The sequence below is a fragment of the Phyllobacterium sp. genome, assembly GCF_037994425.1.
Lineage (GTDB): Bacteria > Pseudomonadota > Alphaproteobacteria > Rhizobiales > Rhizobiaceae > Phyllobacterium.
Window position 1 is genome coordinate 1 of record NZ_JBBNAM010000275.1, and the last position, 26,719, is coordinate 26,719.

Here is a 26,719-nt window from a genome sequence, read left to right on the forward strand (position 1 = left end):
ACCCTGGACCGAACGATCAGCCATGGACCACCTCCTGATGCTTCTGAAGACGCTTGCCATAGGCCTGACTAACGCGGTCAAAAATGATGGCGATGCCGACAATGGCAAGGCCGTTGAAAAGTCCGAGTGAGAAGAACTGCCCGTTGACGGAGCGCAGTACCGGTTGACCAAGTCCCTGGACACCGATCATCGAGGCGATGACGACCATCGCCAGAGCCATCATGATGGTCTGGTTGATGCCGGCCATGATGGTCGGCAAAGCGAGGGGGATCTGCACGTTCTTCAGGCGCTGCCAACTGGACGAACCGAACGCATCGGCCGCCTCGAGGACGTCCTTGTCTACCAGGCGGATGCCGAGATTGGTGAGGCGGATCATCGGCGGAATAGCATAGATCACCACCGCTATGAGGCCCGGCACCTTGCCGATGCCAAGGAGCATGACGACCGGGATGAGGTAGACGAAGCTCGGCATCGTCTGCATCACGTCGAGTACGGGATTGACCAGACGCTGGAAACTGTCGGAGCGAGCCATGATGATGCCGATCGGAATGCCAAGGAAGATCGAAACGACTGTGCCGACGAAGATCATGGCGACCGTCTTCATCGCATCGCTCCACATATCGAAATAACCGATGAGAAGGAGCGTGATGATGGTCCCGGCGACGATCTTCCAGTTGCGACTGGCGATCCAGGCGATGCCGCCGATCAGAAGGAGCATGATCGGCCATGGCGTCGTGGTCATGAAGCGCTCGGCCTCGATGAGAAAATACTGCAGCGGCTGAAAGAAAGCCTCGATTATGTCGCCATATTCGCGCGTGAAAGCCTTGAAGCCTTCGTCCATGGCCTTCTTGAGATTCCGCAGTGTGTCATCATTCATGTTCGGGAATGAATAGAACCAATCCATGTTGGTATCCCCTTCATTGGGCCATCGAGGCTCGTTCTCTCAAATGACCGAAGCGCTGAACGGATTAAGCGTTCAGCCTGTTCCAGCGAGGTGGTGGTGCGGCAGAACCCTGTCCTGCCGCACCCGATCATTATTGTACGGCAGCCTTGATTTTCTCTGCCGCTTCGGGGGAGACCCACTTTGACCAGACGGCTTCATTGTTCTTGAGATAGTACTTTGCGCCGTCTTCGCCCGTGGCCTGATTGTCCACCATCCAGGCAAGCAACTTGTTGAACTCATCAGTCGAAAGCTGCCGCTTTTTCAAATAGTCGAAAGCTGGACCAGACGAGTCGGCAAACTTCTTTGTAACAACTGTGTAAATATCTGAGATTGCCCAGTTGTTGGGCTTGGGGTCAGGGCAGTCGGCAACGACAGTGCATCGCTTCCATTCCGCTTCGTCAAACGGTACGCCGTTGTCGAGCTTGACCATCGGATACTTACCGAGGATCGCGGTCGGACCCCAATAATAACCCAACCAGGGTTCTTTACGTTCGTATGCTTTTGCGATCGAACCATCGAGGCCGGCCGCAGAGCCGGTATCGACGAGTGTAAAGCCATGCTTTTCGCCTTCAAAGGCTTTGAAAAAATTGGTCGTGGTGATCTGGCAGGCCCAGCCTGATGGACAGCTAAAGACTGCGCCTTTCTTCGGATCTTCCGGTGACGGGAACAATTCCGGATGCTTCATCGCATCGGCAACGGTCTTAATATCGGGATGTGCTTCCGCGAAGTACTTCGGGACCCACCAGCTTTCCGTGCCGCCTTCCGTGATGGCCGGGGCTGCGAAGACGAGCTTGTTTTCCTTCACCGCCTTTTCGAGTGGCTCACGTACGGTATTGAGCCAGCCTTCAGGTGCGATGTCCGGCTGACCCTTCTCGATCATGGACGTGAAGGTCGGCACAGTGTCGCCGGCGACGAGTTCGGCGTCGCATCCATAGCCTTCGCTCAGGATGATCTTATCGAGATTGGCAAGTGCTTCCGCCGATTGCCAGTTCATGTTGGCAATGGTGACTGTGCCGCATTCCGCGGCGGAGGCCGACGCAGAGTAACCGAAAAACCCAGCAGCAATCAGAAAAGTTGAAGCAAACAGCTTCTTCATGTTCTTTATCTCCCACTCTTTGACAGTTCACCCGGTAACGAATTCTAACTTGGTACTGCCTTACCCAGTTGATCGCTTATGTGCCGTTTGGCATCTTTATCCCGTCAGAATGCAATGGAATCATCCAATTAATGCGGTGTATCGCGACAAGGCCTGTCGATATAGCGACGCTGGGATAAAGTATGCGACACCAAAACGGCACATGGCTCATCAAGCATCGTAACAAGGGTTTAGACGAAAGATCAACGCTTTAGGCAATTTCCTTTCCCGACCGGCCGGATTCGCTGGTGCTCGGTATTTTCATCGCGGCGTGAAACCAATTTGGGCGCAGACGGTTAGAGATTGGCCTGCCAACGAACCTGAAGGGACTTCTCGATGAAATCAGCGCTTAAGACGGGGCGTCACGCCCATGACCTCCACTTGGCCTCGATGGTCATCGCCATGCGCTTGCCCGTGATGATGCTGGAATCCATGAGCGACAAGGCGGGCGGCGTGGAAACGCATCGGGCCGTTTCCGAAAAGGTCGCTGCCGCGGTGGACGGCGTCGTCTCGGCGCAGATTTCACTAATGAATTCGGGAGCGACATTCTGGTTCGACATCATGCGTGGAAGGTCGCCCGCGAGCCTCGTCTCGGAGGCCGCCAACAAAGCGACGGCCGCGGCGTTAAGGCCTGGACGAAAGACGTTGCGGGCCAACTACAAGCGGCTTTCGCCCGGAGGGGCTTAATCAGCTTCTCCATTAGCGCCATCATACCTTCTTTGGCTCTGATCTGCCGAAATTAAGGTCCTAGCGGCCCAGGTATGCGGTTCTGGCATGGGGCCCATGCAAATATGCAAGGGTTCCTGCTGTAAATGCGACATGCCATGGCGAAATTTCATGATCAATCTTTAAGCAAAAAGCGCATTTCATCGGCAACAACAGTTTTCCTTTCGAGGTCGCCCAAATGCTCTACATTTTCAACCGCAATAACCGCGTGCACATTTCGTGGAATGCAACCGAAAAGCGCAACGTTCCTTCCAGCAATGCGAAGAGCGGCATCGGATCGGCATTGTCCTTTATCTGGACTCGCTCGGCCGGCTGATCCACGGCACTTCATAGGAGTCCGCGTGAACCGCTGCCTTGGAGGTGGCGGTTTTTCTTTGCTTGCGATTTCGTCGCCGACCGCAAAAAACCGCCCTGTCCGTGGTGGAACAGCGCGGTCTTTGCCAAGTTACGCATGGCAGTCCTGCCCAACTTTACGCGGGCAGAAAGATACAGCTCCGGTACGCAGTACCTGATCCGGAGCGGGAGCGTGTTTGAGCTCACCCGTAAAGTTTTAGCCGGACATCGTTACCGCGAGGTTATCGAGAGCTTAAGCAAATCTAAATTTGCGGTTTTTCCGCTGAGATTCCTGTTGAGCATTCACGCTTCGCGCTTGGCGTCACGCAAAAAGTTTATGATGCCGGAAAAATCGGATCCTTCGTTACCCGCCGCGCCGTATTGCGCATAGAGCGCTTCGGCATGGGCACCAAGCGGCGTTGCCGCACCGACGCTTAGAGCCGCCTCCTGCGACAATTTCAGGTCCTTCAGCATGAGGGCGGCGGCAAAGCCTGGCTTGTAGCCGTTGTTTGCCGGAGACGTCGGCACAGGTCCGGGTACAGGACAATAGGTTGTGAGCGACCAGCACTGGCCTGAAGACGTGGATGCGACGTCGAACAAGGCCTTGTGTGACAGGCCCAGCTTTTCAGCCAGCGTGAACGCTTCGCCGACACCGATCATCGAAATGCCGAGGATCATATTGTTGCAGATTTTGGCGGCCTGGCCATTGCCTGCCTCGCCGCAATGAACGATCCGTCCGGCCATCGGCTTCAGGACGGGTTCAGCCTTGGCAAATGCTTCATCCGAGCCGCCGACCATGAAGGTAAGGGTGCCTGCCGCGGCGCCGCCAATACCTCCAGACACCGGCGCATCGATGGACAACAATCCATGGTCCTTGGCGATTGCGTGCGCCTTGCGGGCAGAGTCGACGTCGATAGTCGACGAATCGATGAACAGAGCGCCGTGCTTCGCACCCCGCGCGATGGCTTCGTAGACCGAAAGCACGTGCTTGCCCGCCGGCAACATGGTGATGACGACATCGGCATCGGCGACAGCGGCCTGCGCGCTCGCAGCGATCGTCACGCCGTTGCCCTCGGCCGCGGTCAGGTTCTCCGTGATGAGGTCGTAGCCAAGGACCTTGTGACCTGCCTTGACAAGATTGGCGGCCATCGGATTGCCCATATGTCCAAGACCGATAAAAGCGATTGTCGTCATCGCATTTCTCCTTAGTTTTTGATTTCAGCGGCCTGTCATATGCCGCGCGATGATCACCCGCATGATTTCGTTCGTGCCTTCCAGGATCTGATGCACGCGCAAGTCGCGCACGAGCTTCTCGACGCCATAGTCGTGCAAATAGCCGTAGCCGCCATGGATTTGCAGTGCCTCATTGGCGATATCGAATCCCTTGTCGGTGACGAAGCGCTTGGCCATAGCGGACCATTTGGACGCGTCGTGCGCCTTTCGGTCAAGCTTCGATGCTGCCGTGTAAAGCAGCATGCGCGCGGCGGAAAGCTCGGTCTCCATATCGGCCAGCTTGAATTGAAGCGCCTGGAACTGGTTAATTGCCTTCCCGAACGCCTTGCGCTCGCTCGCGTAAGCAAGCGCCTTGTCGAGGGCCGATTGTGCGCCGCCAAGCGAGCAGGCCGCGATGTTGAGCCGTCCTCCGTCGAGCCCGCCCATGGCAATGCGGAACCCATCACCTTCCTCGCCGAGCCGGTTTTCAACAGGGACGCGGCAATTCTCGAAAATGACCTGGCGGGTGGATTGCGCGTTCCAACCCATCTTGTATTCATTGGCGCCAAACGAGAGGCCAGGCGCATCCTTTGGAACGACCAGCGCGGAGATGCCTTTTGGTCCGTCCTCACCCGTGCGCACCATTGTCACGTAGATATCCGAATCCCCTGCGCCTGAGATGAACTGCTTGGCGCCGTCGAGAACGTAATGATCGCCGTCACGCACGGCGCGGGTCTTCAGCGCGGCGGCGTCGGAACCGGAGTTCGGTTCGGTCAGGCAATAGCTTGCAAGCCAATCCATCGATGTCAGGTTCGGCACGAGGCGCCGCCGCTGCTCGTCACTGCCGAACGTATCGATCATCCATGTTCCCATGTTGTGGATGGATATGAATGCCGAAAATGCCGGACAGGCGGCGGCAAGTGCCTCGAAGATCAGCACCGCGTCGAGCCGTTTCAGGCCTGAGCCGCCAACATCCTCGCGAACATAGATGCCGCCCATTCCGAGCGGTCCGGTTTCGCGAATGACATCGGCGGGGAAATGCTTGTCACGATCCCAGGCCAGCGCATTGGGCGCCACGCGGTCGGCGGCAAAGGCGCGCGCCATGTCCTGGATCGCCAGTTGATCCTCATTGAGTTCGAACTGGCCAGCCGTCGAATCTATGCTGCTATCCATGGCTACCTCCCAGCATTTCTTATTGTCCGCCACTCTAACCCAAGCTTCCCAGTGCGCAACGTTTTGAGTGGGGCTAGGAAGAGAAAGACATATCCGCTACTCAAAGCCCATGACGCGCGCAATCATGTTGCAGGGAACAGGTTCAGATGTTGGGAAATCCGTCCTGGTGGCGGGCCTGTGCCGGCTTGCGCGCAAGCGGGGGCTGCATGTCCGGCCATTCAAGCCGCAGAACATGTCGAACAACGCGGCGGTAAGCGACGACGGCGGCGAGATTGGCCGCGCGCAATGGCTGCAGGCGCTCGCCTGCGGCGTCCCGTCCTCGGTCCACATGAATCCGGTGCTCCTGAAGCCGCAGTCAGAGACCGGGAGCCAGATCATCGTTCAGGGCAAAGTCTGGGGGCAGGCGAAGGGCAGGGACTATCAGAAGCTCAAGGGCCAACTGCTCGATGCGGTCATGCAATCCTGGGAAATTGTCCGCAAGGGTGCCGATCTCGTCATCGTCGAGGGGGCAGGATCGCCGGCCGAAATCAATTTGAGGGCAGGCGACATCGCCAATATGGGTTTTGCCACCCGCGCCAATGTGCCGGTCGTCCTAGTCGGTGATATCGATCGCGGCGGTGTTATCGCATCGATCGTCGGCACTCATGCGATACTGTCGCCCGAAGACCGCGCCATGATCATGGGCTATCTCATCAACAAGTTCCGCGGCGACGTATCGCTGTTCGACGAGGGCCTGAAATCGATCACCCGTTTCACGGGATGGCCGTCTTTCGGTGTCGTGCCGTGGCTTAGAGATGCCTCGAGATTGCCCGCCGAGGATTCCGTGGTGCTGGAGCGGTTGGTCAAAGGTAGGCGGCGCGCGCTAAAGATTGCCGTGCCTGTGCTGGATCGCATCGCCAATTTCGACGACCTCGATCCGCTCATCGCCGAGGAAAACATTGAGGTCGTGTTTGTCAAAAGTGGCGAAAGGCTGCCAGCCGACGCTGGTCTCATGATCATACCGGGTTCCAAGTCGACGATCGGCGATCTGTTGCGGTTCCGTGAGAATGGGTGGGACAAGGACCTTGACCTCCACCGGCGTCGCGGCGGCTCCATCATGGGGATCTGCGGGGGCTACCAGATGCTCGGACGCACGGTGAGTGATCCGGAGGGTATCGAAGGCGCGGTGAGAGGAGTCGAGGGCCTCGGCCATCTCGACATCGACACGGTCATGGAGCCGGAAAAGACGGTTCGCAACACCGCGGCGCATTCCCTGCAGTTCGATGTGCCGCTCAGCGGCTATGAAATCCATCTTGGCAAGACGACCGGTCCGGACTGCAGTCGCCCGACGACAAGGATCAACGGCGTCGAGGACGGCGCGATGTCCAGTGACGGCAAGGTATTCGGGACTTATATGCACGGGCTTTTCGCTTCCGATGGCTTCCGCTCCGCCTTGCTGCGCTCGCTCGGCATCGAAGCGAATACGTTCGACTACAAAGCGGGTGTCGAAGCGGCGCTCGATTCGATAGCCGATCAATTGGCCGAAGTCCTCGATGTCGAGCCGCTGTTGACAGCTAAACGGCTGGCGTGACGCGGCGAGCTCCAACAATGTCGCAGTTTCGTTTGACATTCCGCGTGCTTGGTGAATAACGTTCCATCAATGATTGGTTCCCGTTTTGGCCAAAGGCCATGGGATCAAAAGGGAATGCGACGGCCGTACCCATCAGGGCGGCCCAACCGTAGCCGACCCCGCGACTGTAGAGCGGTGAGGATTTGTGCCAAGGCCTGACGCGAAAGCCGAGGGCAGCCACTGGGAAACCGGGAAGGCGGCATCGATCCTGCGACCCGCGAGCCAGGAGACCTGCCAGTCATAGGGCAATGGTGCCCAAAACCGAAGGGGATCGTCCCTTCTGGCCCTGCACGGAGGTTGTTATGGCTGCACGTACTTCGACTACGATTTCTCTCCCGCTCGCAACACGTCTGACGACTGCGGTATTTTCGTTGATGCTCGGCGTGTTCATCATCTACGGCGTCGGTCTTTCCCATTCCGAAACGCTGCACGACACTGCACATGATACCCGCCATTCATACGGATTCCCCTGCCATTGAGGTTGGAGCCGGCTGAATGAAATGATTCGGCCGCCACCGCTTAAGCATTGAAAACTGTGGGTTAATTGGTCCGGGTGTCGCTTCGACAGCCCGGTGTCTTGATTTGGGATTGGGAGAGACCTCGATGTTGGTCAAATATCTTCTGGCTACGATCGTAGCCGGTCTGTTCGCTGGTATTCTTTTGACGCCGGCAATGTATGTGCGCAGCGTGCCGCTCATTCTGCACGCGGAAGAATATGAAAATGCTGCAGGGGGCCATGAGCACGAACACGCCACCACGCCCGCCACGACTGGTGAGACTGCGCCAGCCGTAGCGCCCCACACTCATGAAGAGGAAGAGGCGAGCCCGGCACTGCCATTCGGCCGTCTGGGCAACACGCTGCTGATCAATCTTGTCGCCGGTGCGGGTTTCGCCCTGATCACTGGCGCCGCAGCGCTTTTCCTTGGCCGCAGGATCACCCTGCAAAACGGAATCTACTGGGGCCTCGCCGGGTTCTTCATCTTCAACCTTGCGCCCTCGTTTAGTCTTGCGCCAGAGCTCCCGGCCATGCCGGCCGCTGATCTTGCCGCGCGGCAGGCCTGGTGGCTGGTTACCGTGCTCCTGACGGCCGGCGGCGTCTATTTCATCGTGCTGCGAGAAGAGATTTGGGCTCGGGTGCTTGGCCTTGTGCTCATCGTCGCGCCGCATGTCTACGGTGCTCCGGAGGCCGAGGATCTGACCTCCGCCGTGCCGCCGACGCTCGCTTCCGAGTTCGCGGTCTCGACACTTGCCACCAACCTTTTCTTCTGGGTGGTGCTCGGTTCGGCGCTTGGATTTGCCATTCAGAGCTACGCTGCTTCGGAGCTTGAGGCCTGATGACCATGCTGGAGCGCGGCGTCACCTTTGTGCTGGGCGGCGCGCGTTCCGGCAAATCCTCCTTCGCCGAAGGGCTGGTCGAAGCGTCCGGCCGTGAGGCGATCTACCTGGCAACGGGCAGGGGGTGGGACGCTGAAATGTCCGATCGCATCGATCAGCACAGGGCGCGGCGCGGCAGCTTGTGGACGACAGTTGAAGAACCTCTCGATCTTGTTCCAGCGCTGGAGGTGCACGCAGCCGAGGGCACGGCGATCCTTGTCGATTGCCTTACCCTGTGGGTCACCAATCTGATGATGGCGGAGCGCAATGTCGGTGCGGAAACCGCCAAACTCGCCGCCGCGCTGCGGCACCTTGAAGGCGCTGTCATATGCGTGTCCAACGAGGTGGGACTCGGCATCGTTCCGGAGAACCGCATGGCCCGCGACTTTCGCGATCATGCCGGCTGTCTTCACCAAGCCGTGGCAGCTGCCGCGGCGACAGTCTATTTCGTGGCAGCCGGTCTGCCGCTCAAAATGAAGGGATAACACCATGCAGGGTCAGAAGATTCCCGCAACAGTCATCACCGGCTTCCTTGGTTCGGGCAAGACGACGATGATCCGCAATCTGCTCGAGAACGCCGATGGCAAGCGCATCGCGCTGATCATCAATGAATTTGGCGACCTCGGCGTCGATGGCGGATTGCTCAAGGGCTGCGGTATCGAAGCGTGTCGCGACGAGGATGTGATTGAACTCAACAATGGTTGCATTTGCTGTACGGTCGCTGATGACTTCATCCCGACCATGACCAAGTTGCTCGATCGACCCGATCGTCCGGATCATATTGTCATCGAAACCTCCGGCCTTGCGCTGCCGCAACCTCTGGTCGCCGCCTTCAACTGGCCCGAGATCAAGACACAGGTGACCGTTGACGGCGTGGTAACCGTCATCGACGCCGCCGCGGTCTCGGAAGGGCGTTTTGCCGATGACCACGACAAGGTCGATGCGCAGCGCGTGCAGGATGAAGCGCTCGACCATGAGAGCCCGCTCGAGGAATTGTTCGAGGACCAGATCCGCGCGGCAGATCTCATCGTTCTCAACAAGACCGATCTTATCAGCAGCGCAGACCTCGACGGAGTGAAAAGCGACGTGCAGGGTCGTTCGCACCGCCCCCTCAACATGATTCCGGCGAGCTTCGGCAAGATCAGCAATCAGTTGCTCCTCGGGCTTGGCATCGGTACAGAGGAAGACATCGCCAACCGCAAATCGCACCATGAAATGGAACACGAAGCGGGCGAGGAACATAGCCACGATGAGTTCGAGAGCTTTGTCGTCGGCCTTGGACCGGTCGCGGAGCCAAAATCCTTTGTCGACAAGCTCAAGGGCGTGATCGCTGATCACGACGTTCTGCGTCTCAAGGGCTTCGTCGATGTTCCCGGCAAGCCGATGCGCCTCGTTGTGCAGGCCGTGGGTTCGCGCATCGAACACTATTTTGATCGCAGCTGGCACCCCGGCGAGGAGCGGCAGACAAGGCTCGTTGTGATCGGCCTCCACGATATCGACACGGCCGCGATCGAATCCGCTATGAACGCGGCGGCCGTCTGACAAGGAAGACCGATGCATCTCCTGCTAGCCCAAAAAGGCACGATAGCCGAAGGCACCGAGGCGATCGATCTCGGCCAGACGCCGGGAGATGTATTGTTCCTTTCCGCCGCCGATACGGAGCTGACAAGCCTCGCATCGGCACAGCGGCAGAATGGCGAAGGCCTTTCCCTGCGCCTTGCCAATATGATGACGCTGGCGCATCCGATGTCGGTGGACGCCTATGTGGAACGAACCGCGCGGCACGCCAAGCTGATCGTCGTGCGCATCATTGGGGGCGAAAGCTATTGGCCGTATGGCCTTGAGGCGCTGCATGCCTGCGCGGTCAACCACAATGTGCAACTCGCAGTTCTTCCGGGCGATGACAAACCTGATCCTGGCCTCGACCGGTTTTCGACGGTCGCGCGCCATGACCGCGAGGCACTCTGGCATTATCTCCTTGAAGGCGGTGTACAGAATGCCCGGCGCTTTCTCGACTATTGCGCCGCTCTCGTAAGAGGGGCGGAAAAGCCGCAAGAGGCTGCGCCGCTGCTCAAGGGAGGGTTATGGTGGCCGGGCGATCCGGCACCATCCCTCACGCTTTTGCGCTCGCATTGGCAGACGGACGCGTCCGTGGTCGCCATCTGCTTCTACCGGGCGCTGGTGCAGAGCGGGCAGACTCAGCCGGTCGAGACGCTGATCGATGCCCTTAAGCTCAAGGGTCTCAACCCCTTGCCTGTGTTTGTTTCGAGCCTTAAAGACCCGGTTTCCGTGGCGACGCTTCAGAGCATATTCGCCGAAGCGGCACCAGCGGTGGTTCTCAACGCCACGGGATTTGCCGTCTCGGCGCCGGGTGCGGCGCGCAAGCCGACCGTGCTGGAGCATGAAGGCGCGGTCGTCCTGCAGATGATTTTTTCCGGATCAAGCGCCGAGCAATGGCGCACTTCGGATCAGGGGCTTTCAGCGCGCGACCTCGCCATGAATGTGGCGCTTCCGGAGGTCGATGGACGCGTTCTCACCCGCGCTGTCTCGTTCAAGTCGGCAAAAACGTTCGACGAGGCTGTCGAGGCCAACATCGTGACGCACGAGCCAATGCCGGACCGCGTGGCGTTCGTCGCCGAGCTTGCGGCAAACTGGGCGCGGCTGCGGCGTGCGGACGCGGACGAGAGGCGGGTAGCGCTGGTGATGGCCAATTATCCGAACCGCGACGGACGGCTTGGCAATGGCGTCGGTCTCGACACTCCAGCAGGGACTTGGCATATCCTTCAGGCAATGCGCGAGAAGGGTTATTCCATTGCGGATATTCCCGATGACGGCGATGCTCTCATAAAGCATTTGTTGGCGGGGCCGACCAATGCTGCGCGCGACGGCCGCGAGGTTCGCGAAACCATTTCGCTGAATCAATACAATCGCTTCTTCGCATCTCTTCCTGCGTCGATTCGGCATGCTGTTAACGAGCGTTGGGGCGGGCCCGGCGATGATCCGTTCTTTCTGGATGAGAGAGATGCGTTCGCCCTGCCGCTCGCCCGCTTCGGCGAAATCCTCGTCGGTGTCCAGCCAGCCCGAGGCTATAATATCGATCCGAAAGACACGTATCATTCGCCCGATCTGGTGCCCCCGCACGGCTATATCGCCTTCTACGCCTATTTGCGCGAAGTCTATGGCGCCCATGCCATCGTCCATGTCGGCAAGCACGGCAACCTCGAATGGCTGCCGGGCAAATCGCTGGCACTCTCGGAAAACTGCTATCCGGAAGCGGTGTTCGGCCCGATGCCGCACATCTATCCGTTCATCGTCAACGATCCGGGCGAGGGTACCCAGGCCAAGCGCCGGTCTTCCGCCGTCATCATCGACCATCTGACGCCGCCGCTGACCCGCGCCGAGAGCTACGGTCCGTTGAAGGATCTGGAGGCGCTCGTCGATGAATATTATGAAGCGTCCGGCGTCGACCCACGCCGGTTGGTGCGCCTGAAAGGGCAAATCCTCGATCTGGTTCGCGATATCGGGCTCGATCGCGATGCCGGTATTCACGACCACGACGCCGACGATCTCGCGCTGCAGAAGCTCGACGCCTATCTTTGCGATCTCAAGGAACTGCAGATACGCGACGGGCTCCATATCTTCGGGCAATCGCCGGAAGGGCGCCTTTTGACCGACCTCGTGGTCGCCTTGGCTCGGGTGCCACGCGGTTCTGGCCAAGGCGCGGAACAAAGCCTGCAGCGGGCCATCGCGCTTGATCTCGGACTGGAAGGTTTCGATCCCCTCGACTGCGACATGGCCGCGGCGTGGGAGGGTAAGAGGCCGGAATTTCTGCAGCACGTGTCTGACGCGCCGTGGCGCATCGCCGGCGATACGGTGGAACGCATCGAGCTTCTGGCGGCAAGATTTGTTTCGGAAGATATTCCATGTCCAGCTGATTGGTTCGCCACAAGCGCCGTGCTTGAGGGTATTCGGACCGAGTTGCAGCCAGCTGTTACCCGGTGCGGCGATGCCGAGATGAACGCCCTGTTTCAGGCGCTCGACGGGCGGTTTGTCCCGCCGGGACCTTCTGGTGCGCCCACACGCGGCCGGCCGGACGTATTACCGACGGGGCGCAATTTCTTCTCGGTCGACAGCCGTGCCGTGCCGACACCGGCTGCTTGGGAACTCGGACAGAAATCCGCCGAGCTCCTGATCCGCCGCTATACGCAGGATCACGGCGAATGGCCGACTTCCTTCGGTCTAACCGCCTGGGGTACATCCAACATGCGCACTGGCGGCGACGACATTGCACAGGCCCTTGCCCTTATCGGCGTAAAACCGGTTTGGGACATGGCCTCGCGCCGCGTGACCGGCTACGAGATATTGCCGACGGCCACGCTTGGGCGACCGCGCGTCGACGTGACCTTGCGTATTTCCGGCTTCTTCCGCGATGCTTTTCCCGATCAGATCGCCCTGTTCGATACCGCTGTTCGGGCGGTGGGGGCGCTCGACGAAGATGCCGCCGACAACCCCATCGCGGCACGGATGCGCAGCGAATGTGAGCGGATGGTCGGCGAAGGCGCCGACGAGAAGACGGCGAAGCAGCGTGCCGGCTTTCGCGTTTTCGGCTCGAAACCCGGCGCCTATGGTGCGGGCTTGCAGATGCTGATCGATGAGAAACAGTGGGACAAGCGCGATGACCTTGCCGAGGCGTGGCTTGTCTGGGGCGGCTATGCCTATGGCGCCGGCGAGGAGGGCAAGCCGGAGCGCGGACTTCTCGAAGAACGCCTGCGTGTCGTAAATGCCGTGGTGCAGAACCAGGACAACCGCGAGCACGATCTTCTCGATTCCGACGACTACTATCAGTTCGAAGGGGGTATGTCGGCGGCGGTGGAGCGGCTTTCAGGCGAGCGGCCGACAATCTACCACAACGACCACTCGCGTCCCGAAAAGCCGGTCATCCGCACGCTTGACGAGGAAATCGCACGAACGGTGCGCGGCCGCGTCACCAATCCGAAATGGATCGCCGGTGTGATGCGCCATGGCTATAAGGGCGCGTTCGAGATGGCCGCGACAGTGGACTACCTCTTCGCTTTCGCGGCGACGACCGGCGCCGTTGGCAACCACCATTTCGAGGCTGTCTATCAGGCGTTCCTTGTGGACGAGGATGTACGCGTGTTTCTGAAGGAGAAGAACCCGCATGCCTTGCGCGAGATGGCGGAAAAACTCGAAGAAGCAGTCGAACGGGGCTTCTGGACGCCGCGTTCCAATTCGGCACGCTATGAGCTGAGCAAGCTCGCGGCTTAACAAATAGAATCTGAAGGAAGCGCCAAATGGCTGAAAAATCGCAAAAATTGCAGAATCTGACCGAAGAGGAAATCAACGAGCGCCACGCCGACAAGATGCGCAAGAAGAAGGCCGTTCGGGACAAGATTCTTGCCACGAAGACGGACGAGAAGGGCCTCGTCATCGTGAATACCGGGAAGGGCAAGGGCAAGTCGACGGCAGGGTTCGGCGTGGTCTTCCGGGCGCTCGGCCACGGCATGAAGATCGGCGTCGTCCAGTTTGTCAAAGGCTCCTGGGACACTGGCGAGCGCTGGGTGCTCGAGAAATTTCCGGACCAAGTGACGATCTCGGCCATGGGCGAAGGTTTTACCTGGGAAACGCAGGATCGCGCCCGCGATATCGCCATGGCGCGCGACGCCTGGGAGCAGGCCAAGGCCATGATCCTCGACGATGAGACCGAACTCGTCCTTTGCGACGAACTCAATATCGCACTCCGATACGACTATCTTCCCGTTGAAGAGATCATTGAGGTGCTGAAACAGAAGCCGCATATGAAGCATGTCATCATCACCGGGCGCAATGCCAAGGATGAACTCATCGAGTTTGCCGACCTGGTCACGGAGATGGAAATGATCAAGCATCCCTTCCGGGCGGGCATCAAGGCGCAGAAGGGTATTGAATTCTAGAGAGAGCTAGCGCGTCAAATCTTAGCGGGCAGACCCAGCCAGCCACAATCGGAGTGGATTGTCGGCATCGAGCAAGAGTTTTGCCGCAAGCGCCAGGCAAACGACGATCAGCAAGGGCTTGATGATTCTTGCGCCGATCTGCATGGCAAGGCTTGCGCCGACCCTTGCCCCGGCAAACTGGGCGACACCCATCAGCAGGCCGATTTTCCAGTTGATCACGCCGAGGAAGGCGAAGGTGACAAAGCCGCCGAGATTGGACGCGAAGTTGAGAAGCTTGGTATTGGCGGTGGCCTTCAAGACGCCGAACCCCGCAAGCGAGACAAAGCTCAACATGAAGAAGGACCCCGTGCCGGGACCGAACAGGCCGTCATAGAAGCCGATGAGGGGGACGATCGTTGCGCCGAACATGAACGGCGTGATGCGCTGGGCGCGGTCGACATCACCCATATTGGGCTTCACGGCAAAATAGACGGCTATCGCAATCAACAGTATTGGCAGGAATGCGCGAAGCACATCGCCCGGCAAGAAGCCGGCGAGAAGTGCACCCGCTACCCCGCCGACCGCTGCCATCAATGCCGACGGAAGTTGCTTGCTCGGGTGGACAAAGCCCTTCTGGGCATAGGCGATCGTCGCCGATGCCGACCCGAACAGCGATTGCAATTTATTCGTGCCAAGGGATTCGACTGGCGAGAAGCCGGCAAGGAGCAGGGCGGGGACGGTAATCAAGCCACCGCCGCCGGCAATGGAATCGATGAAGCCTGCGGCAAAGGCGGCAATGATCAGGAGGAGGGGTATGTTTTCGAAGAAGGCGGACATCGGGATCTCGCTGCGACGGGGCGGGACCATAGACCGATTTGCTTCGTTGGCGAGCTATTTTCACGCCCCCTCGCGCAAGCGTGTTCGAATCGCCCGCCAGTGTGTTGTTTCGGCACTTGAATTCGGCGCGCTGCACTGCAATCGTTTTGCGAATAGCGTTGGGGGTACGATGAGCGAAAGTATTTTTGACCGGATCAGCGAATTTTTTACCGCGAAGAGCGCCGTGCAGAAGGTCGCTGAGGACCCGGTGCTGACGGCCGAGCTGTTGCTGCTCCTGCATGTGGCACTGGCCGACGGAAAGACCGACAAGACGGAATATGGAGCAATCCTCGGCATTGCGGAGACCGATTTCGGCATTCCTCGCGATGAGTTTGCCGAAGTCGCGGAGTATCTCAAGGATTTTGGCTACGAGACGACGAGCAAGCAGGCTGTGCTCGCCTTTGCGGACGTGCCGTTCGAGCGCAAGGTCCAATTGTTGCGACATCTCCTGACGATCGCCAATGCCGACAATGACCTCGACCCCAAAGAGGCAAACCTGATCCGCACAACTGCGGAACTCCTAGGCGTGACCCCGGAAGAACTGCACAAGAAGCGCGGATGACGGCAAGCTACGCGCTTGGCCTCGGCTGTGAGCGGGGCTGCGGGCCGCACGAAGTGCTGGCCTTGGCTACGGATGTGCTCAGGCAGGCGGGTATCGCTGCGGCAGATCTGACCGGCGTCTACTCGATCGACGCGCGCGCCGCGGAACCTGCAATCCTATTGACAGCGAAAACTCTAGGCCTGACGCTGCAATGTTTTAGCGCTGACGTGCTCGAGGCACAGACGCCGCGACTGCTTAACCCGTCGGATCGGGTGTTTGCGCTGACCGGCTGCCATGGCGTGGCGGAAGCGGCGGCGCTTGTCGGAGTTGGCCCTGATGGCATATTGCTGGTCGGCAAGACCAAATCAGCGCATGCCACTGCAGCGCTTGCGACGAAGAATTAGGCGACGGGTTCATCATGACAGTTCATTTCATCGGCGCGGGACCGGGCGCGCCAGACCTCATCACCGTTCGCGGGCTGAAATTAATCCAGTCCTGCCCGGTCTGCCTCTACGCCGGGTCGCTTGTGCCGCCGGAGATGGTGGCGGAAGTGCCAGCGGGGGCGCGGGTCATCGACACCTCCTCGCTCACGCTCGACGAAATCATTGCCGAACTTGAAAAGGCGCATGGCGAAGGGAAGGACGTGGCGCGCGTTCATTCGGGTGATCCTTCGATCTATGGCGCTGTCGCCGAGCAGATGCGCCGTCTCGATGCGCTGGGTATCGATTATGATGTAACGCCCGGGGTACCGGCATTTGCCGCCGCTGCGGCCGCACTCAAGAAGGAACTGACCGTACCGGAAGTCTGCCAGACCATCATCCTCACACGGACCTCGATGAAATCCTCGGCCATGCCGGAGGGTGAAGATCTGGCGACGCTCGGGAAATCGGGCGCAACCCTCGTCATCCACTTGTCGATACGCAACCTCGCGCGCATCGAAAAAGAGCTGACGCCGCTCTATGGCGTGGATTGCCCGGTCATTGTCGCCTATCGGGTGGGCTGGCCAGACGAGCAGTTCATCCACGGAACTTTGGCCGATATCGGTGGAAAGATAGCAACGTCCGGTCTCACTCGATCCGCGATGGTCTTCGTTGGTCGCGGCCTGTCCGCCGATGCATTTCGCGACTCGGCGCTCTACCATAAAAGCCATACCCACAGCCTGCGCTCGCGTTCAGAGTGAGTGCGCGTTCTCTTCGACGAATTGGATGACGCTCTCGATGTCCGGGACCACGTTCATTTGAGGACGGTGCGGCCGCTCGATCATGATCACCGGCAGACCGAGTTGGCGCGCGGCCCTGATCTTTGCGTAGGAAGCGGCGCCGCCGGAATTGCGGCATATGATGTGCGAAAGTCGCCTTGCCGTAAGGAACGCCGTTTCTTCCTCGACGCTACCGGGTCTTGATAGCTCCAGTTCGAAGTCGATAAGGCCAAGGGCGACCTCTGGCGGATCGATCATCCTGACGACGAAGTGAACGTCGCCCCTCCGTGCAAATGGCGCTATGTGCTGCCGGCCCAGCGCCAGGAGCACCCGCGCCCTGGAGGGAACGGCCGCGACGGCCTCGTCGAGCGTGGCAACGGTCGTCCAAGCATCCCCCGGCTTTGACAACCAGGCCGGGCGCTCCAACCGTAGGAAGGGTATGTTGGTCAAAGCAACTGCCGCGAGAGCGTTGTCCGAGATCTGCGTGGCAAAGGGGTGGGTCGCGTCGACGAGAATGGCTATGTGCTCGCGGGCAATATAGTCAGCGAGCCCGGCGCCGCCGCCAAATCCGCCGCTCCGCACTTCACCCTTCAGCTTGGCTGGATCCTTCGTGCGCCCCGCGAGCGAGGAAACGACGCGGTAGCCTTGCTCCACCAGACGCGCTGCAAGCGTGGATGCTTCGGCCGTTCCGCCAAGTATAAGGATAGACCGTTCAGATGCGGGCAAGGATTGCTCCCTTGCGGTCAGTCACGATGACCTCGACTTCGACTGGCGCGCCTTTGAGGGTAGCGAGGGCGGTCGCCTTGGCCTTTGCCGCGACGGGGGCAGCAAGGTCGATGCCAAGTCCTTTAGTCAATTCAAGAACTTCCTGCGCCGTATTGGCATCGAGAATCCGCTGCCTCATGTCAGGCATTAAGCCAAGCTTCTCCGCCTCGTCGGCAAGGAAGGCCATGCTCACCTGGCTGCGGGCGGAATGAAGATCAAGGGCACCCTGTGCGAGTTTCGTCAGTTTGGCGAAGCCGCCGGCAATGGTGAGACGGTCGATGGGGTGGACGCGCAGATATTTGAGTAGTCCCCCGGCAAAATCGCCCATATCGAGGAGGGCTATTTCGGGCAGGTTATAGATCGCCTGCGCGGCATCTTCGGAGGTCGAACCGGTAGCCGCGAGCACATGGGTAAGGCCGGCCGCACGCGAAACGTCGATGCCGCGATGGATCGAGTGAATCCAGGAAGAGCAGGAGAAGGGATGGACGACGCCCGTCGTCCCAAGAATCGAAATGCCGCCGACGATGCCGAGGCGGGGGTTCCAGGTCTTCTTGGCAAGGTCCTCGCCCTCGGGTACCGAGATGGTAATCACCAAGTCTGCCGGCAGGTCGTGTTGGGCGCAAATCTCCTCGCAGATCTTCGTCATCATTTCGCGGGGAACGGGATTGATCGCCGCCTCGCCAGGAGGGATCGGCAGGCCCGGCAGGGTAACTGTGCCGACCCCTTCGCCCGCGACAAACTGGATGCCGCTTCCGGGCGGAGCCGGAAACACGGTGGAGATTATCGTCGCACCATGCGTGACGTCAGGATCATCACCCGCATCTTTGACAATGCCGGCCATGGCATAGCCTTCGCCGATCGATTCGATCGCCAGCTGGAAATGGGGCACTTCGCCTTTCGGAAGAATGATGGCAACGGGATCGGGAAACTCGCCGGTGATCAAAGCAATCAGCGCCGCCTTCGTTGCGGCTGTCGCACAGGCGCCTGTGGTCCATCCGCGGCGCAATCGCCGTTCCTTGGTCTCATCTGGTTTGCGTTGCCCAGCATCGGGTTCGTCGTTCATGCGCTCCTTATAACGGGCTCTATCGCCCGTTGCATGATTTTTCCGATAAGTTCATGCTTGCCGCGGGAAAAATTGTGCTATGCGCAAAAGACTGGAGTTGGCGATGGGCACAATGAAATCTAGGCTGCCGAAATTCGAGGCCGGGCATGTTTGGCTGGTGGGTGCGGGCCCTGGTGATCCAGGCCTTTTGACGCTGCATGCGGTCAATGCGCTCGAACAGGCGGATGTGATTGTTTACGATGCGCTCGTTAATGAAGACTGCCTTTCCTATGCGACCCCTTCTGCGACACTCGAATATGCCGGTAAGCGCGGCGGCAAGCCATCGCCGCAGCAGCGGGATATTTCGTTGCGGCTGGTCGAACTCGCTAATGCCGGAAATCGGGTGCTTCGCCTTAAGGGCGGCGATCCGTTCGTCTTCGGGCGCGGCGGCGAAGAGGCGCTGACCCTCGTTGAGCACGGCGTGCCCTTCCGCATCGTGCCGGGCATTACCGCCGGCATCGGCGGCCTCGCATATGCGGGCATCCCGGTTACGCATCGGGAGACAAACCAAAGCGTCACGTTCCTGACCGGGCACGATGCTACCGGGCTCGTGCCCGATTCGATGGATTGGACCAGCATTTCAAAGGGTTCCTCGGTTATCGTTATGTATATGGCGATGAAGCATATCGGCCTCATCGCCTCGCGGCTGATCGCGGCCGGACGTTCGAAGAGTGAACCGATCGCCTTCGTCTGCAATGCTACGACAGGTGAGCAACGGGTCCTCGAAACGACGCTCGGGAATGCCGAAGCCGAAGTCCAACGTGTTGCCCTGCGCCCCCCGGCGATTGTCGTCGTTGGCGAGGTCGTACGCCTGCGCGCCGCGCTCGACTGGCTCGGAGCGATCGAAGGGCGTGTGCTGACTCAAGATCCGCTTGGCACCCGCCGTGAAAAGGATGCGGGATGAAAGGCTTGCTTGTCGCCGCACCGGCCTCGGGAAGCGGCAAGACCACGATTACGCTCGGCCTCCTGCGCGCTTGGCGCGATCTCGGCGTTGAGGTGGCTCCTGCGAAGGCTGGACCGGACTATATCGATCCCGCCTATCACACGGTGGCGAGCGGTGCCCCATGCGTCAATCTCGATCCCTGGGCTATGCGGCCGGATTTGATCAGCGCGCTTGCCGCGCGCCATACCGAAGGCGGTAAATTGCTTGCCGTCGAGGGTATGATGGGTCTCTTCGACGGGGCGATCGATGGGCGCGGATCGGCGGCGGACCTTGCAACACACCTGTCACTGCCGGTAATCCTCGTACTCGATTGCGCCCGGCAGTCGCATTCCATTGCCGCGCTGGTCAGCGGCTTTCGTGATTTTCGCCGCAACGTGATGATTGCGGGCCTGATCCTCAACCGTGTCGGCAGTGCCCGCCATGAAGCCATTTTGCGATCGGCGCTTGACCCGGTCGGCATTCCGGTCCTCGGTGCGCTGCCGCGTGACCCACGTCTGCAACTGCCGGAACGGCATTTGGGGCTGGTCCAGGCGGGCGAACATGCCGATCTCGAAGCTTTCATCGATTATGCCGCCTCAGTGATCGGTAAAAACGTTGATTTGAGGCGTCTGGAACAGATCGCGGGCAGCTACGGCCCTAGCGCATCCATGGCCAATGTCGCGCGCGTTCCTCCCCTCGGCCAGCGCATGGCGGTTGCCCGCGACAACGCCTTTGCCTTTTGCTATCTGCACCTGCTTGATGGCTGGCGGCGCCGCGGCGCCGAGATCCGCTTCTTCTCCCCACTTGCCAACGAGGCACCGCAGGCCGATTGCGACGCGATCTATCTTCCGGGCGGTTATCCCGAGCTTCATGCGGAAAAACTTGCTTCGACTGCCACCTTCGCATCGGGCATGCGGGAAGCCGCGTCTCGCGGGACGCCGATCTACGGCGAGTGCGGCGGCTACATGGTGCTCGGCGAAAGCATAGAAGACGCGGAGGGCATGTCCCACAGGATGTTGGGATTGCTGCCGGTAGAGACGAGTTTTGCCAAACGAAAGCTCTACCTCGGTTATCGGCGCCTGGCGCCTCTTGCAGCATCGCCCTTTGCGGCGCACTTGACGGGGCATGAATTTCACTATGCAAGCATCGTGCGGGAAGGGGATGCTGCACGGCTTTTCCGCGTCAGCGATGCGCTCGGCGATGATCTTGGCGAGACAGGCTTGCGCGTTGGTTCGGTGAGCGGTTCTTATATGCATATTATCGATTTGGCGGATTAGTGCGATGCAGATCGAGCACGGAGGCGCACTGGACCGCGCCATGCAGCGTTTCGGCGGGATGCAAGAAGACTGGATCGATCTTTCGACCGGGATCAATCCGGAAGTTTTTCCGCTGCCTGCGATCGCACCGGAAATCTGGAACAGGCTTCCCGACGAGAAACTGCTTGCGACGGCCCTTGCCAAAGCAAGAGACTACTACGGTGCGGGGGCGACGGCGCAGATCGTCGCCGCGCCCGGAACGCAAGCCCTTATTCAACTCCTGCCCGATACTGCCGGAAAAGGCGAAGTCGCCATCCTTGGGCCGACCTACCAGGAACACCAAGTGTCATTTCTCGACGCGGGGTGGATGATTTCGGATTGCCGCAACGTCGAGGATACTCCGCAATCGGCAAAGGTCGCCGTGGTTGTCAACCCCAACAATCCTGACGGCCGGGTGATTGCCGCAGACGCGCTGCTCGATCTTGCCCGTCGACTGGCGGTGAGGGGTGGATTTCTGATCGTGGACGAAGCCTTTGCCGATCCGCACCCTGAAACAAGCCTCGCTGCGCATGCCGGCATGGCCGGCTTGGTCGTGCTGAAATCCTTCGGCAAATTCTTCGGCCTTGGTGGACTGCGGCTGGGATTTGCGCTGACCAATCCGGACGTCGCGCGGGCGCTGACGCGGCGGCTCGGTCCCTGGGCAGCGTCAGGACCAGCCCTTGCCATTGCGACTCATGCATTTTCCGATCGCCATGTACTAATTGCTTATATGGACCGGCTGCGCTTGCGCCGGAAGCTGCTATCCGATGTGCTCGGAGATGCGGGACTTGCCGAATTTGGCGGAACGATGTTGTTCTCGCTCGTCGAGTCCAGACAGGCGCAGCGGCTGCATGAAGCGTTGTGTCGTGAACACGTTCTCACCAGAAAATTTGGCTATGCGCCACAATGGTTGCGTTTTGGTCTGCCATTGGATGACAAAGCGGCGTACAAGCTGCGACAACGTCTTCATACGGCGCTCGCGCGAGTCGGCAGCTGACATTCTGATTCAACAGGATCGATTCATTTATGGAAATCAATCTTTTGATCTTGTTTCTTGCGCTCCTTGCTGACCGCTATTTTGGCGACCCGGAATGGCTTTGGGAGCGCGTGCCGCACCCGATCGTGCTTTTCGGAAAGGCAATCGATTTCGCCGACAAGCGGTTCAACAAGTCTTCCAGGTCCGAGGAGGAGCGCCGGCGGGTCGGTTTCGTCGTCGCGCTTGGCCTGCTCGCAGTCGCTGCCGTCGCCGGAGTGCTCATTCATCTCGCATTGCGCACTATCCCGCCCTTCGGCGAACTGATCGAAGCGCTGATCGTTGCTGTGTTTCTTGCTCAGAAGAGCCTTGCCGATCACGTCAGCCGCGTAGCGGTCGCCCTTCGCCAGGAAGGTATTGTTGGCGCGCGGCGCGCCGTGTCGATGATCGTCGGTCGCGACCCTGAAGTCCTCGACGATGCCGCCGTTAGCCGCGCTGCCATTGAAAGCCTTGCGGAGAACACGTCAGACGGCATCGTCGCGCCGGCATTCTGGTATGCGCTCCTGGGGCTGCCTGGATTGCTGGCCTACAAAATGCTGAACACAGCGGATTCCATGATCGGCCATCTGAATGACCGGCACCGGGATTTCGGGCGTTTTGCCGCAAAACTCGACGATGCCGCCAACTGGATACCGGCAAGGCTCACGGGCCTTCTGATCTCGGCTGCTGCCTGGATCGTCCATGGCTACGACGCTGCGCGTCGTTCCTTCAATGTCATGATGCGGGATGCCCGATTGCACCGCTCGCCCAATGCGGGCTGGCCTGAAGCCGCTATGGCCGGCGCCATAGAGGTCGCACTCGCGGGCCCTCGTGTCTATGGGGGCGAGGTCGCCAACGAACCGATGCTCAACGGCGCGGGCCGCCGCGATGCGGGCGCAGATAATATCGAAGATGCGCTTGATATTTTTGGAGTGACAACCGCGACGTTGACCGGCGTCGTGCTTGTGCTCTTCCTGTTGGGGTTGATGCTCTAGCCCTGCTCACCGATGCGGCGGGCCAGCGCCTTGTGCAGGTCCGGCGACGCCTGCACCAAAGCCCGCCCGGCACCCGATTGCGGATTGCGCAATACCTCGTCAGTCCGGCCCCGCTCGACAATCCTGCCCTCAGCCATGACCATGACCGTGTCGGTGATGGCCCGCGCGACGGCAAGGTCGTGAGTGATGAATAGATAGGCGATGCCGAGACGGCCGTTGAGATCGGCAAAAAGGTCCAGAATCTGCGCGCGGATTGAGACATCGAGCGCCGAAACCGGTTCGTCGGCGACGACGAGTTTCGGCTCGGTGATAATGGCGCGGGCAATAGCGAGGCGTTGCCTCTGGCCACCGGAGAATTCATGCGGATATTTGTCGCGATCCTTCGGCGCAATCCCGACACGCTCCAGCGCTGTGTCGACTCGGTCTCGCTTCTCGGCATTCGAGAGCGGAGTATCAAGCAGGAACAGGGGTTCCGCTACGAGCCGTTCGGCCTTGTGGCGGGGATCGAACGAACCGTACGGATCCTGAAAGACCACCTGCATGCTCCGCCGCATCGGGCGAAGCGCATCTTCGTCGAGATTGTCGATTCGCTGGTTTGACAGTGCGATTTCGCCGTGCGTTGGCTTGTCCAGCGCAAGCACCATTCGCGCAAGCGTGGACTTGCCGCAGCCGGAACGCCCGACGAGGGCCATGGATTGGCCGGGCTCGAGATCAAAACTGACATCGTCGACCGCTGTCGTCGGCTCACTTCTCGCAAACAGCCCCTTGCGACTACCAGGATAGCTGCGCGCGACGTTGCGTACGCTCAGAAGCGGTCCTTCGCCGTGTTGGATATGCGAGCGCGACCGGTCGGGAACATGCATTGATGCTTGCGCTAGCTGCCGCGTGTAGGGATGCGTTTGTTCTGTCAGAATTTTTGTGGTCTCGCCTCGATCCATGACTTCGCCGTGCCGGAGAACAGTGATGCTGTGGGCGATGTTGGCGACGACCGCAAGATCATGGCTGATAAGGAGCAGTCCCATCTTCTCGTCATCGACCAGGCTTTGCAACAACTCGAGAATCTGTGCCTGAAGCACGACATCCAAGGCGGTCGTCGGTTCGTCGGCGATCAGGAGTTTTGGCTTCAGCGCGCAGGCGATCGCGATGACTACGCGTTGCCGCTGGCCGCCGGAAAGTTCGTGCGGATAGCGGCTCAGCGGAAATTTCGCAGCCGGCAGGCCAACGCGGTCGAGGATGGAACGCGTACGCTCCTCCGCGACGGCGCGGCTCGCGCCGGTGTGCAGCCTTATACCCTCGGCAACCTGTTCTCCCATTGTCTTCATTGGGTTGAGGGCAGTCATCGGTTCCTGAAACACCATGCCGATGTCGTCACCACGCAGGCGGCACATATCCGCTTCGCTTGCGGCAAGAATATCCGTGCCGTTGAAGTGGATCTGGCCTTCGGCGCGCGCGCCATTGGGCAGCAGTTTCATGACGCTGAGCGCGGTCATCGACTTGCCGGAGCCGGATTCGCCGACCAGCGCGCGGATTTCCCCCGGCGCGACGGCCAGGTCGATGCCATTCAGCACCGGGGTGTCGCCGATCGTGAGGCGCAGGTCCCTGATGTCGAGGAGAGGCGCCATCAACGTTCCCGCCGCAATCTCGGATCCAGCACGTCGCGCAGGCCGTCGCCAAGAAGGTTGAGGCCGAGCACCGTGATGATGATGGCGAGGCCCGGAAACAGGGCCATGTGCGGCGCAAGCCCGATCATGGTTTGGGCTTCGAACAACATCCGGCCCCAGCTCGGCATGGCCGGCTGCGAGCCGAGCCCGACATAGGACAGTCCGGCTTCGGCAAGAATGCCCAGCGAAAACTGTATTGTCGCCTGGACGACGAACAGGTTGGCGATGTTCGGTAGAATGTGTTCGATCGTGATGCGCGCCGCGCTCTTGCCCGATGCGCGCGCGGCCAGAATATATTCGCGCGGCCACAAGGAAAGGGCCGCGCCGCGCGCGACGCGGGCGAAGACCGGGATATTGAATATGCCGATGGCGATAATCGCGTTAATCGCGCCCGGACCGAAGACCGCGGTAATCATGACCGCCGACAGGAGGGCCGGAAAGGCGAAGATCAGGTCGTTGAACCGCATAAGCAATTCGTCGATCCAGTCACGGCGCGCTGCGGCCCATAGCCCGAGCGGCACGCCGATTGCGAGGCCGATCGCGACGGATACGAACGCGACCGCAATCGAGTTGCGGCTGCCCGCCATGATCATCGAAAGGATATCGCGGCCGTAATGGTCGGTGCCGAGCCAATGACTGGGCGATGGCGGCTTCAGTTTGCCGGCGATATCCAGCGTCGCGACGGCATAGGGCGTCCAGACGAACGAGAGCGCAGCAATGATGGCAATGACGCCCGTAATCACGAGACCAACTGCGAACGACCTGTTGGCAATCGCCCTCGAAAATCCTTCGTACCCTGCGGAGGCTGTCACGTATGGCTCCGCAGGCGCGGGTCGACGATGCCATAGGAAAGATCGACGATGAGATTGATGAGGATGACCGTCGCGACCAGCAGCATGACGACGCCCTCGACGACGATCAGGTCGCGCTGGGTGATCGCCTGGAACACCAGCCGTCCGAGCCCGGGTAGATAAAACACGTTTTCGATGATGATCGTGCCGGCAAGCAGGAAGGCGAATTGCAGGCCGACTATGGTGAGAATCGGGATAAGCGCATTGCGCAGGGCGTGGCGATAAAGAACACCCCGCCGGGTCAGCCCCTTCGCCCGCGCTGTGCGGATGTAGTCTTCTCCGAGAACATCGAGGAGGGCGGAGCGGGCGACGCGCGCGAGAATCGCCGCCTGGGGCAGCGCCAGTGCAATGGATGGCAGGATCAGCGCTTTCAACGCCGGCCAGATGCCGGCGTTCCAGCCGGGAAATCCGCCCGCGGGCAGGAGTCGCAGCGTCACGGCAAAGACGTAGACAAGGAGGAGGGCGAACCAGAAATTGGGAATGGCAACTCCTACCTGTGCAACGCCCATGGTGGCGGTATCGGCGAATGTTCCTCGCCGCGATGCCGAATAGAGGCCGACCGGCAATGCTATCGCCGTCGATAGCACGAGCGAGATCACGGCAAGAGGCAGGGATACCGTGATGCGTTCAGCGACGAGATCAATCACCGGAACGGAATAGGTATAGGATTTGCCGAGGTCTCCCGTCACAAGACCGCCGAGCCAATGGAAATAGCGCACGAGGAGCGGCTGGTTCAGGCCCATCTGCTCCTGCAGGGCGCGAACCGCATCCTCTGTCGCATTCATGCCAAGCATGAGCCGCGCCGGGTCACCCGGAACGATCTCCAGCATCGCAAAGACAACGATCGACGCCGCCAGGATGGTGGCGAGACCAATGGCGGTGCGCTTCAAAGCATAGTTCAGCATGGGTGGGTCTCATGCCCCTCTGCCCTGCCCGGCATCTCCCCGACAAGGGGGGAGATCAAATCGGCATCATGCCATCGATATCCCAACAACGCTGCAACCACGTGGCATGAAAGGGTGAGTCGTAACAGCTCTGAAAGCTGTTCTCGCCCCTTGTCGGGGAG

At 60.0% G+C, this 26,719-nt stretch carries 25 protein-coding genes, 1 pseudogene and 1 riboswitch; of the genes and pseudogenes, 16 read left to right on the forward strand and 10 right to left on the reverse strand.

Translation table 11 applies throughout. The features are described 5' to 3' along the window. Nucleotides 1-16: 16 nt before the first annotated feature. Both AAAB35_RS18830 and AAAB35_RS18835 read right to left on the reverse strand, forming a co-directional pair. Nucleotides 17-904 carry a proline/glycine betaine ABC transporter permease gene (locus AAAB35_RS18830; protein ID WP_340669811.1) on the reverse strand — a complete coding sequence of 296 codons (888 nt, stop codon included), beginning with the start codon at nucleotides 902-904 and terminating at the stop codon, nucleotides 17-19. Between the two features lie 130 nt (nucleotides 905-1,034). Beyond that, nucleotides 1,035-2,039: an ABC transporter substrate-binding protein gene (locus AAAB35_RS18835; protein WP_340669812.1), complete on the reverse strand. Its 1,005-nt coding sequence runs from the start codon at nucleotides 2,037-2,039 to the stop codon at nucleotides 1,035-1,037. Between the two features lie 375 nt (nucleotides 2,040-2,414). Here AAAB35_RS18835 and AAAB35_RS18840 point away from each other — a divergent pair, with 375 nt between their 5' ends. After that, entirely contained in the window at nucleotides 2,415-2,765 is a 351-nt protein-coding gene (locus AAAB35_RS18840) for a hypothetical protein (RefSeq protein ID WP_340669813.1), read from the forward strand. Nucleotides 2,766-2,982: 217 nt separating this feature from the next. Next, complete coding sequence (locus tag AAAB35_RS18845) at nucleotides 2,983-3,120, forward strand: hypothetical protein (protein WP_340669814.1); 138 nt, start codon at nucleotides 2,983-2,985, stop codon at nucleotides 3,118-3,120. 320 nt (nucleotides 3,121-3,440) lie between these two features. Here AAAB35_RS18845 and mmsB read toward each other — a convergent pair whose 3' ends face one another. Then, on the reverse strand, nucleotides 3,441-4,331 hold the full coding sequence (mmsB, locus tag AAAB35_RS18850) for a 3-hydroxyisobutyrate dehydrogenase (protein WP_340669815.1): 891 nt from the start codon (nucleotides 4,329-4,331) through the stop codon (nucleotides 3,441-3,443). 24 nt (nucleotides 4,332-4,355) lie between these two features. Then, the gene (locus AAAB35_RS18855) at nucleotides 4,356-5,522 is read right to left on the reverse strand and encodes an isobutyryl-CoA dehydrogenase (RefSeq protein ID WP_340669816.1); all 1,167 of its coding nucleotides are present in this window, start codon (nucleotides 5,520-5,522) and stop codon (nucleotides 4,356-4,358) included. A gap of 109 nt (nucleotides 5,523-5,631) precedes the next feature. Here AAAB35_RS18855 and AAAB35_RS18860 point away from each other — a divergent pair, with 109 nt between their 5' ends. The 7 genes and pseudogenes from AAAB35_RS18860 to cobO all read left to right on the forward strand — a co-directional run bounded on the left by AAAB35_RS18860 (nucleotide 5,632) and on the right by cobO (nucleotide 14,456). Next, nucleotides 5,632-7,092: a cobyric acid synthase gene (locus tag AAAB35_RS18860; RefSeq protein ID WP_340669817.1), complete on the forward strand. Its 1,461-nt coding sequence runs from the start codon at nucleotides 5,632-5,634 to the stop codon at nucleotides 7,090-7,092. Between the two features lie 57 nt (nucleotides 7,093-7,149). Further along, nucleotides 7,150-7,385, forward strand: a riboswitch (cobalamin riboswitch). A 48-nt stretch (nucleotides 7,386-7,433) separates the two neighbouring features. Further along, nucleotides 7,434-7,610, forward strand: coding sequence for a CbtB-domain containing protein (locus tag AAAB35_RS18865; protein WP_340669818.1), 177 nt, complete (start codon nucleotides 7,434-7,436; stop codon nucleotides 7,608-7,610). Between the two features lie 124 nt (nucleotides 7,611-7,734). Further along, on the forward strand, nucleotides 7,735-8,466 hold the full coding sequence (locus tag AAAB35_RS18870) for a CbtA family protein (RefSeq protein WP_340669819.1): 732 nt from the start codon (nucleotides 7,735-7,737) through the stop codon (nucleotides 8,464-8,466). Further along, complete coding sequence (gene cobU / locus AAAB35_RS18875; RefSeq protein ID WP_340669820.1) at nucleotides 8,466-8,990, forward strand: bifunctional adenosylcobinamide kinase/adenosylcobinamide-phosphate guanylyltransferase; 525 nt, start codon at nucleotides 8,466-8,468, stop codon at nucleotides 8,988-8,990. Before AAAB35_RS18870 ends, cobU begins: the two co-directional genes overlap by 1 nt. A gap of 4 nt (nucleotides 8,991-8,994) precedes the next feature. Continuing rightward, on the forward strand, nucleotides 8,995-10,047 hold the full coding sequence (gene cobW, locus AAAB35_RS18880; protein WP_340669821.1) for a cobalamin biosynthesis protein CobW: 1,053 nt from the start codon (nucleotides 8,995-8,997) through the stop codon (nucleotides 10,045-10,047). Nucleotides 10,048-10,059: 12 nt separating this feature from the next. After that, nucleotides 10,060-13,798 (forward strand): annotated as a pseudogene (gene cobN, locus AAAB35_RS18885) (cobaltochelatase subunit CobN). A 19-nt stretch (nucleotides 13,799-13,817) separates the two neighbouring features. Next, nucleotides 13,818-14,456 (forward strand): cob(I)yrinic acid a,c-diamide adenosyltransferase, encoded by a 639-nt coding sequence (gene cobO, locus AAAB35_RS18890; RefSeq protein ID WP_340669822.1) that lies wholly within the window; start codon nucleotides 13,818-13,820, stop codon nucleotides 14,454-14,456. A 21-nt stretch (nucleotides 14,457-14,477) separates the two neighbouring features. Here cobO and AAAB35_RS18895 read toward each other — a convergent pair whose 3' ends face one another. After that, nucleotides 14,478-15,272, reverse strand: coding sequence for a TSUP family transporter (locus AAAB35_RS18895; RefSeq protein WP_340669823.1), 795 nt, complete (start codon nucleotides 15,270-15,272; stop codon nucleotides 14,478-14,480). 169 nt (nucleotides 15,273-15,441) lie between these two features. Between AAAB35_RS18895 and AAAB35_RS18900 the strand changes: the two genes are divergently transcribed. From AAAB35_RS18900 to cobM, 3 genes are read left to right on the forward strand one after another with little or no spacing between them, the layout of a single operon-like run. After that, entirely contained in the window at nucleotides 15,442-15,873 is a 432-nt protein-coding gene (locus AAAB35_RS18900; RefSeq protein WP_340669824.1) for a TerB family tellurite resistance protein, read from the forward strand. Continuing rightward, nucleotides 15,870-16,256, forward strand: coding sequence for a cobalamin biosynthesis protein (locus tag AAAB35_RS18905; protein ID WP_340669825.1), 387 nt, complete (start codon nucleotides 15,870-15,872; stop codon nucleotides 16,254-16,256). The genes AAAB35_RS18900 and AAAB35_RS18905 overlap by 4 nt, the downstream gene beginning before the upstream one ends. Nucleotides 16,257-16,270: 14 nt before the next feature. Continuing rightward, nucleotides 16,271-17,032 (forward strand): precorrin-4 C(11)-methyltransferase, encoded by a 762-nt coding sequence (cobM, locus tag AAAB35_RS18910; protein WP_340669826.1) that lies wholly within the window; start codon nucleotides 16,271-16,273, stop codon nucleotides 17,030-17,032. On the opposite strand, the gene AAAB35_RS18915 is transcribed toward cobM, so the two are convergent. Together AAAB35_RS18915 and AAAB35_RS18920 are read right to left on the reverse strand one after the other, a co-directional pair. Then, the gene (locus tag AAAB35_RS18915) at nucleotides 17,024-17,776 is read right to left on the reverse strand and encodes a cobalt-precorrin-6A reductase (RefSeq protein WP_340669827.1); all 753 of its coding nucleotides are present in this window, start codon (nucleotides 17,774-17,776) and stop codon (nucleotides 17,024-17,026) included. The genes cobM and AAAB35_RS18915 overlap by 9 nt on opposite strands. After that, nucleotides 17,763-18,878 carry a cobalt-precorrin-5B (C(1))-methyltransferase gene (locus AAAB35_RS18920; RefSeq protein ID WP_340669829.1) on the reverse strand — a complete coding sequence of 372 codons (1,116 nt, stop codon included), beginning with the start codon at nucleotides 18,876-18,878 and terminating at the stop codon, nucleotides 17,763-17,765. Before AAAB35_RS18920 ends, AAAB35_RS18915 begins: the two co-directional genes overlap by 14 nt. A gap of 103 nt (nucleotides 18,879-18,981) precedes the next feature. Here AAAB35_RS18920 and cobA point away from each other — a divergent pair, with 103 nt between their 5' ends. The 4 genes from cobA to cbiB are packed head-to-tail and all read left to right on the forward strand — an operon-like array spanning nucleotide 18,982 to nucleotide 23,141. Next, nucleotides 18,982-19,821, forward strand: coding sequence for a uroporphyrinogen-III C-methyltransferase (gene cobA, locus AAAB35_RS18925; protein ID WP_340669830.1), 840 nt, complete (start codon nucleotides 18,982-18,984; stop codon nucleotides 19,819-19,821). After that, nucleotides 19,818-21,116 (forward strand): cobyrinate a,c-diamide synthase, encoded by a 1,299-nt coding sequence (locus AAAB35_RS18930; RefSeq protein WP_340669831.1) that lies wholly within the window; start codon nucleotides 19,818-19,820, stop codon nucleotides 21,114-21,116. The genes cobA and AAAB35_RS18930 overlap by 4 nt, the downstream gene beginning before the upstream one ends. 4 nt (nucleotides 21,117-21,120) lie before the next feature. Further along, nucleotides 21,121-22,131, forward strand: coding sequence for a threonine-phosphate decarboxylase CobD (gene cobD / locus AAAB35_RS18935; RefSeq protein ID WP_340669832.1), 1,011 nt, complete (start codon nucleotides 21,121-21,123; stop codon nucleotides 22,129-22,131). Nucleotides 22,132-22,160: 29 nt separating this feature from the next. Continuing rightward, complete coding sequence (cbiB, locus tag AAAB35_RS18940; RefSeq protein ID WP_340669833.1) at nucleotides 22,161-23,141, forward strand: adenosylcobinamide-phosphate synthase CbiB; 981 nt, start codon at nucleotides 22,161-22,163, stop codon at nucleotides 23,139-23,141. On the opposite strand, the gene AAAB35_RS18945 is transcribed toward cbiB, so the two are convergent. The 3 genes from AAAB35_RS18945 to AAAB35_RS18955 are packed head-to-tail and all read right to left on the reverse strand — an operon-like array spanning nucleotide 23,138 to nucleotide 26,558. Next, nucleotides 23,138-24,763 carry a dipeptide ABC transporter ATP-binding protein gene (locus AAAB35_RS18945; RefSeq protein ID WP_340669834.1) on the reverse strand — a complete coding sequence of 542 codons (1,626 nt, stop codon included), beginning with the start codon at nucleotides 24,761-24,763 and terminating at the stop codon, nucleotides 23,138-23,140. The two genes, cbiB and AAAB35_RS18945, sit on opposite strands and share 4 nt — an antisense overlap. Then, entirely contained in the window at nucleotides 24,763-25,614 is an 852-nt protein-coding gene (locus AAAB35_RS18950; protein WP_340669835.1) for an ABC transporter permease, read from the reverse strand. Before AAAB35_RS18950 ends, AAAB35_RS18945 begins: the two co-directional genes overlap by 1 nt. Then, complete coding sequence (locus AAAB35_RS18955) at nucleotides 25,611-26,558, reverse strand: ABC transporter permease (RefSeq protein WP_340669836.1); 948 nt, start codon at nucleotides 26,556-26,558, stop codon at nucleotides 25,611-25,613. The genes AAAB35_RS18950 and AAAB35_RS18955 overlap by 4 nt, the downstream gene beginning before the upstream one ends. Nucleotides 26,559-26,719 lie beyond the last annotated feature (161 nt).